The sequence below is a fragment of the Synechococcus sp. R5-15 genome (assembly GCF_047462035.1).
In the GTDB taxonomy this organism is placed as follows: domain Bacteria; phylum Cyanobacteriota; class Cyanobacteriia; order Thermostichales; family Thermostichaceae; genus Thermostichus.
This window is the reverse complement of record NZ_JANSIK010000104.1, coordinates 1-6,991: the sequence shown is the minus strand read 5'-3', so window position 1 is coordinate 6,991 and position 6,991 is coordinate 1. Positions and strand designations below refer to the sequence as shown.

At 56.5% G+C, this 6,991-nt stretch carries 4 protein-coding genes; 1 reads left to right on the top strand and 3 read right to left on the bottom strand.

Going from position 1 to position 6,991, the window contains the following annotated elements; genetic code table 11:
- Positions 1–527: 527 nt before the first annotated feature.
- On the top strand, positions 528–5,087 hold the full coding sequence (locus NW839_RS09570) for a GAF domain-containing protein (protein ID WP_414352042.1): 4,560 nt from the start codon (positions 528–530) through the stop codon (positions 5,085–5,087).
- A gap of 258 nt (positions 5,088–5,345) precedes the next feature.
- Here NW839_RS09570 and NW839_RS09565 read toward each other — a convergent pair whose 3' ends face one another.
- The 3 genes from NW839_RS09565 to NW839_RS09555 all read right to left on the bottom strand — a co-directional run.
- Positions 5,346–5,516 carry a chlorophyll a/b-binding protein gene (locus NW839_RS09565; RefSeq protein WP_011432158.1) on the bottom strand — a complete coding sequence of 57 codons (171 nt, stop codon included), beginning with the start codon at positions 5,514–5,516 and terminating at the stop codon, positions 5,346–5,348.
- A gap of 62 nt (positions 5,517–5,578) precedes the next feature.
- Complete coding sequence (locus NW839_RS09560) at positions 5,579–6,643, bottom strand: spermidine/putrescine ABC transporter substrate-binding protein (protein ID WP_148202683.1); 1,065 nt, start codon at positions 6,641–6,643, stop codon at positions 5,579–5,581.
- A 131-nt stretch (positions 6,644–6,774) separates the two neighbouring features.
- On the bottom strand, positions 6,775–6,991 hold a 217-nt coding region (locus tag NW839_RS09555; RefSeq protein ID WP_414380605.1), incomplete at its 5' end, for a hypothetical protein.

Genomic DNA, 6,991 nt, shown 5'->3' with positions numbered 1-6,991 from the left:
CATCAAAGCGCATTCCTCCCGACACTGACCCTACGGGTACAGTGCGGGGCTCCTGCGATTTCTAGCTGAGAGTATTCCCCCTTTACAAAGCTCGTCGCTCTATAGTAAGTCTTCCGTTGAGAAATTTCAACTCGAAGCTTGCTTAAAAATGTTAGGATTTGATTATTTATAGGGTGAGTGAAACCAAATGCATCAGAGGATGCTTATTGAGCTTTCTCATCTTTGACATCAGTATAAATACTGAAACTGGGATCCGGTAAGTCTTTTTCCCTTCTGCCCGCGGCGGCTCTGGACGGGCCACGGCTCAGACCCTTATTTTGGCTCGCCTGCAGAAGCCAGAGTAGCTGACACCAGCATGGCGAAAATGTAGCAAACTAATCCAACAGGAAGCAAGCTTGGGGATCGGATCCCTGTAGCTTCCGGTGGAGAGGCTTGGAAGTTATGCTGGGGTTACCTCTTTTACCTTGAGACTATCGACCTCCGAGATCGGTGGATCGGGATCCCTTTCTCTCCGCTTAGTTTGACCTATGCCTAAGGCCCCCCTCCCTCCCAACGAAGAGCAGCGGCTGGCTGCCCTGCGGCAGTATCAGATTCTCGATACGGCACCTGAAACTGCCTTTGACGAGATCGTCCGCCTTGCCGCCTACATCTGCGGCACGCCCATTGCTCTGGTCAGCCTTGTCGACGAACACCGCCAGTGGTTTAAAGCCAAATTCGGCGTCGATGTGCAGGAGACTCCCCGGGATGTGGCCTTCTGCGCCCACGCCATCTTGTCTCCCCAAGAGCCGCTGGTGGTGCCCGATGCCACTCAGGATCCGCGCTTTGCCGACAACCCGCTTGTTACGCAAGAGCCCCACATCCGCTTCTATGCTGGCATCCCTCTGGTAACTCCAGAAGGGCAAGCCTTAGGCACGCTTTGCGTTATCGATTATCAGCCTCGGCAGCTTAGCCCGGAGCAATTGGAGCAGCTCAAGGCTCTGGCCCATCAGGTAGTAGCTCAGTTGGAGCTGCGCCGTAGCTTGAGGGAACTGGCTCAGACGCCTCTGCTGCCTAAGTCGGGGGATACTAAACCTGCCCGCAAAAACCGCTTTCTCCTCAAAGTTACCGCCGGTTTTGGCCTGGCTGCCTTGCTTTTGGGCGGGATCACCTACTCAGCTCAGCGGAATGCCTCTCAACTGCCGCAGCTTACAGAACGAGTGGCCCACACTCTGAAAGCAATCCAAAACTTGGAAGGATTGCTGGCGGAAACCCGCGCCGCCGAAGCCGGTCAATATGGTTATCTTCTGACCAATAATCCTCGCTATCTCAGTGAGTACCAAGCCAGCCTTGAAGCCACCTCCACCCATCTGCGCTTGTTGAAAGAGCTCACTGCTGACAACCCCCTGCAGCAAGAGCGCCTGAAGCGCCTAGAGCTGCTGCTGGAGCAACTGAGGGATCAAGAGGGGCTACTCGCCACCCAGGAAGCCCTGGAAAGCAGCGAAGGGCCAAGGTTGGTGGAGCAAATTGCCGAGTTGATTCGGGTGCTCCAGCAGGAGGAAAATCGCCTTCTGCAGCAACGCAGCCAGGAATTTCAGTTTGCCTGGGTTAGAACCAATCTCATTGCTTTTGGCGGGCTCATTTTTACTTACCTGGTTTTGGCCTCGGTTTACTTCCTCATCCGTCGGGAGACTGCCGAGCGAGAAGAGGCAGAACGATCCCTCAAGCAAGAGCGAGATTTTACCAACGCGGTTATCGATACGGCAGGGGCGCTGGTGGTGGTCATGGATCCAGAAGGGCGTATCCTGCGCTTCAACCGCGCTGCTGAGCAGCTCTCTGGCTACTCGCTGGCAGAAGTCAAGGGCCGGCTGCTGTGGGATTTGGGTTTGATCCCGCCGGAAGATGTGCCTGGTGTGAAGCAAGCTTTTGAACAGCTCAAGGGCAATCATTCCCTCTTTTTGAATCGCCATGAGAATTTTTGGCGCACCAAGCAAGGGGCACTGCGGCTTATTTCTTGGTCTAACACCGCCCTAATCAACGCTGCCGGCGAGGTGGAGTTTGTCATGGGCACCGGCATCGACATCACCGACCGCAAGCTGGCGGAGCTGGCCTTGAAAGAAAGCGAAGAGCGCTACCGGGATCTCTTTGAAAATGCCACTGACCTCATCCAAAGCGTGGATGCCGAAGGGCGCTTTTTGTATGTCAACCGCGCCTGGAAAGAAACCCTGGGCTACGACGAAACTCAAATCCAGCAAATGAGGGTTTTCGACATCATCCACCCCGACTATCGGCAACACTGCCAGATGCTTTTTCAAAAGCTCATGGCAGGAGAGCTATTGGAAAACGTCGAGGCGGCCTTTGTAACTGCTAACGGGGAAACGGTCTGGGTGGAGGGCAATGTCAACTGCCACTTTGAAGATGGGGTGATGGTCGCCACGCGGGGCATCTTCCGCAACATCACCGAGCGCAAAAAAGCTGCCGAAGAGCTGGAGCGCCAGAGCCGGCGGGCTCAACTCCTGGCCGATCTTAGCTTAAAGATCCGCCAATCTTTGGATATTGCCGAGATCCTGGAAACGGCGGTAACAGAAATCCAAGCCCTGCTCAAAGCCGACCGAGTCTTGGTCTACCGCTTCCAGCCGGATGGTTCTGGGATCATCTCCAACGAGAAAACTCAGCCGGGGATCCCCTCCTTGATGGGAGAGGTGATCGAGGATCCCTGTTTTCAGGAAAAGTACGCCCAGCTCTACAGCCAGGGCCGCGTTCGCGTTGTTAGCGATGTGGAAAGTGAAGGACTGGAGCCTTGTTACCTAGAGCTGCTGCAAAAAATGCAGGTCAGGGCCAACTTGGTGGTGCCGCTGTTTTTGGAGCAGCAGTTGTGGGGGTTGTTGCTGGCCCACCAGTGCTCCGGGCCCCGTCAGTGGCAACCCTTTGAGATGGAGCTGCTATCGCAGTTGGCCAGCCAAATTGGCATTGCCCTCACCCAGGCAGCCCTTTTGGAACGGGAGAGAAAGCGCAGCCTGGAGCTGGAGCAGGCCCGCAAAGCAGCTGAGCAGGCTGCCCAGGCCAAGAGCAGCTTCTTAGCCACCATGAGCCACGAGATCCGCACCCCCATGAACGCGGTGTTGGGGATGACGGGCCTGCTGCTGGAGACCCCCCTCAATGCAGAACAGCGGGACTTTGTAGAGACCATCCGCGTCAGCGGCGATGCGCTGCTCACCCTCATCAACGACATCCTGGACTTCTCCAAATTGGAGGCCGGGGAAATGGAGCTGGAGATCCTGGATTTCGATCTCCGCTCGTGTCTGGAAGAGGTGGCGGATCTGTTTGCCCCCACTGCCCACGCCAAGGGATTGGAGCTGGCGGTGCTCATGCCACCGGAAGTGCCGCGCTACCTGCGGGGAGATGCTTCGCGTCTGCGGCAAATCCTCAACAATTTGGTAAGCAACGCCATTAAGTTCACCCACCGAGGAGAGGTGGTGATCCAAGCAGAGGTGCTGCAAGAAACCGCTACCCATGTCCACCTCAGGCTCTCGGTGAGAGATACCGGGATCGGGATCCCGGCGGCGGCGCAGAGCAAGCTGTTTCAACCGTTTAGCCAGGTGGATGCCTCTACTACCCGCAAATACGGAGGTACGGGACTGGGCTTGGCCATCTGCAAACAACTGACAGAACTGATGGAGGGAACCATCTCGTTGCAAAGCCAGGAGGGACAGGGCAGCACCTTCAGCGTCGAGCTGACCCTGGAGCGGCAGCCCTACGTCCAGCAGCTTGCCCAGCCTTCTGCTCGTGTCCCGGTGGATTTGCAGGGCAAGCGGCTGTTGGTGGTGGACGACAATGCCACCAATCGCAAGATCCTGCGCTGCCAGGCCACGGCTTGGGGAATGGTGGTGGAAGAGGCCGAAAATGCCTATCAGGCCATGGACAAGCTACGCCAAGCCGTTCGGGAAGGCAGACCCTTCCCCCTGGCCGTTTTGGATATGCAAATGCCAGAGGTGGATGGGGAGACCTTGGGCCGCTGGATCAAGGCAGATCCGCAACTGGCCGAGACGCAACTGGTGATGATGACCTCCCTGGGACTGGGGGAGCACTCCCGCCGCGCTGCCGAAATCGGCTTTGCTGCCTACTTGGTTAAGCCGGTAAAACAAAGCCGTCTGCAGGAGGCGTTGGCCATGGCCCTGGGGAAATCTTCTGGCCTCTCCACCTCTCTTTTGGGCATTGGCCCCCCTCTCTCTCAGACGACGCCTATGGCCGACCGACCCCAGCAGTCCCTGCGCATTTTGCTGGCAGAGGATAACCCCGTCAACCAAAAGGTGGCTTTGCGCCAGCTCGAGAGTTTGGGCTACAAGGCCGATGTGGTGGCCAATGGTCAGGAGGTGTTGGATCTCCTGCAGAAGGTCAGCTACGACCTCATTCTTATGGATTGTCAGATGCCGGTGATGGATGGCTACGAGGCCACCCGCCGTATCCGCCAGCAGGAAAGACTGGAGAAGGGATCCCGCCGTCGCGCCGTCATCATCGCCATCACGGCCAACGCCATGCAGGAGGATAGGGAGCGCTGCCTGCAGGCAGGCATGGATGACTATCTCAGCAAGCCGGTGCTGAAGGAAGATTTGGAAAGGGTGCTCAACCACTGGAGCCAGGTGATTGCCCAGTCTGCAGCAGGATCCTCCAATGGATCCGCTTCTAAAGCAGCCTCTCCAGCTTCCCCCGCCGAGAGCCGGGATCCCTCTTCTCCCACCCAGCCCTACCCCATCGACTCTGCCTACCTGGATCAGGTTTCCGGCGGGGATCGCGGGTTTCAGCGAGAGCTATTGCAGGTGTTCATCCAAGATTGCGAAACCCAGCTTCCGCAACTGCGCCAAGCCATTGCCGGTTACGACGCAGAAAGAATGCGGCGGATCGCCCATCGCCTCAAAGGAGCCAGCTCCAACGTGGGAGCTAATGCTTTTTGCCAAGTGGTTCGCGAGCTGGAACACTTAGGAGTGGCGCTGGCCCAGCAGGGATCCCAAGGTGATCATGACCTAGAATGGGCACGCGCTCTCCAGGCCCCAGAAGACCTAGAACGCATCTTGGCTGATATCCGCCAGTACTTGCAGGATTTGGAAGAGTAGATTCCTAGGGATCCCAAGCCTTCTGCGCTGCTAGCTTTCACTCCCCGCCCCTCTCCCAGTGGAAGAGGAGAGTCAGCGGCAGAAGCAAGGCAGTGGAAGCTGGACTTAACAGCCTGCATTTCGCTTCCACTTCCATTTGGATTCATTCAGACCTAAATCCAGAATCGAGGGCAATGCGAAAGCCTGGCTGCTTTGCAGAGGGTGGAAACTACAGCCAGGCAAGCAAGAATCTACAGCAGTGTCCTAGGCCCACCGGGATTACATCAGGCCAATTTGAGAGAGGATCCCTTGGCCGGTCAGCAACTCGGTCGCAACGCCAATCACAAAGCCCAGCATTGCCAAACGGCCATTCCATTTTTCGGCGAAGGTGGTAAAGCCAAACTTAGCTTCTTGGTTTTCCATGGTTCTAGCTCCATCAACAGGTGACATCTTTAATGTGGCTCAGATATTAAAAAGTGTCAAGTTTTATGTCGAGAGCTAACAAGGGATCCCTAGCTGCTTTTCACGGTTGTCCAGAGGGCGTCGATGAGGCGCAGCTCTTCCCCTGACAGCACTTTAAGGTAGGTGAGTTTGGCAAGGGCCTCTTCGTCAGGGTAGATGGCCGGGTTTTGCCGATCTTCTGGGTTGATCATGGGCAGAGCTGCAGCGTTGGGGGTGGCGAAGCGGTTGTGGTTGCTCAGTTGAGCGCCGACTTCAGCATCCAGGATGAAATTGATGAAGCGATTGGCCAGCTCGGGGTTGGGGGCCTGGGCGGGAATGGCCATTACATCCAGCCAAATGTGGGCACCCTCGCGGGGGACAAAATAGCCGATGTTGGGGTTTTCTTCGGCAGCTTGCAGGGCATCGCCGCTGTAGACGATGGCTACATTGGCCGTTCCAGAAACCAGTTGGTTTTTGCCCCCCACGCCCCCAATTAGGCCGGCACTGCGGCGCTTGGTGTCGATCAAAAGCTGCTGGATCTGCTGCAGTTCGGAGCGAACGGTGGTGTTCATATCGAAGCCCAGGTAAACGGCAGCAGCGCCGATCATGGAGCGCATCTCGTCGATCATCACAAAGGGGCCATACTGCTGCTGCGGGTCGAAAATCAATCCCCAAGAGCGTTCAAAGTTTTCGGGCAGGCGGTCTTTGCGGTAGCCAATGCCGGTGGTGCCCCACTGATAGGCGGCGGTGTAGGTGTTTTCTGGATCAAAGGGCAGGCCGACAAATTTTTCGCCCAGGTTGCTTAGGTTGGGGATCAATTCTTTGTTGAGAGGCTGCAGCAGTCCCAGCTCCAACATGTTGGGCACAATGTAGTCGGTGGGAACAACAATGTCGTACTGGCTGGTGCCACCCCCCCGCAGTTTGGCCACCATGTCTTCGTTGGATTCGTACACGCTGACCAGCACGCGGCTGTTGGTGGCTTTTTCAAAGGCAGTGAGGATGTCGGGATCGATGTATTCTGACCAGATGTAGAGATTGAGGGTCTGCCTCTGGGCAGAGGTAACATGGGGCCAAAACAAAACCAGGACAAGCACACAGCAGAGTAGGGTTGTAGCCGAGGCAATCCACTTTTTCATGAGATTTCTCCGACTGTGAAAAGTTGAAAACATCGTATCTGCTTTCATCCCCCAGCCGGCTACACCCGCGGCTAGGGGGCACGCCTTGGGCAATCGCCAAGCCCCGCAAACTCCGGTTGAGGCTCGGGTACTCACCCTTGTTTCCAAGACAACACCCAAACGGTATCAACGCCTCCGCGAGCGATCCGCCAAAAGCCGCAAAGGCCGATTCTTTCGTCGGATCCCTCGATGCCTTGTGCCACAAGGCTTTCCAGCCCCAAAACCCCCTCGCCGCAGCTCTTTTTGCCGACTTTTTTCCGGATCCCTCGCAAATGGGTCTTGCATTCCTTGCCCTGCTTGGGTTTAATA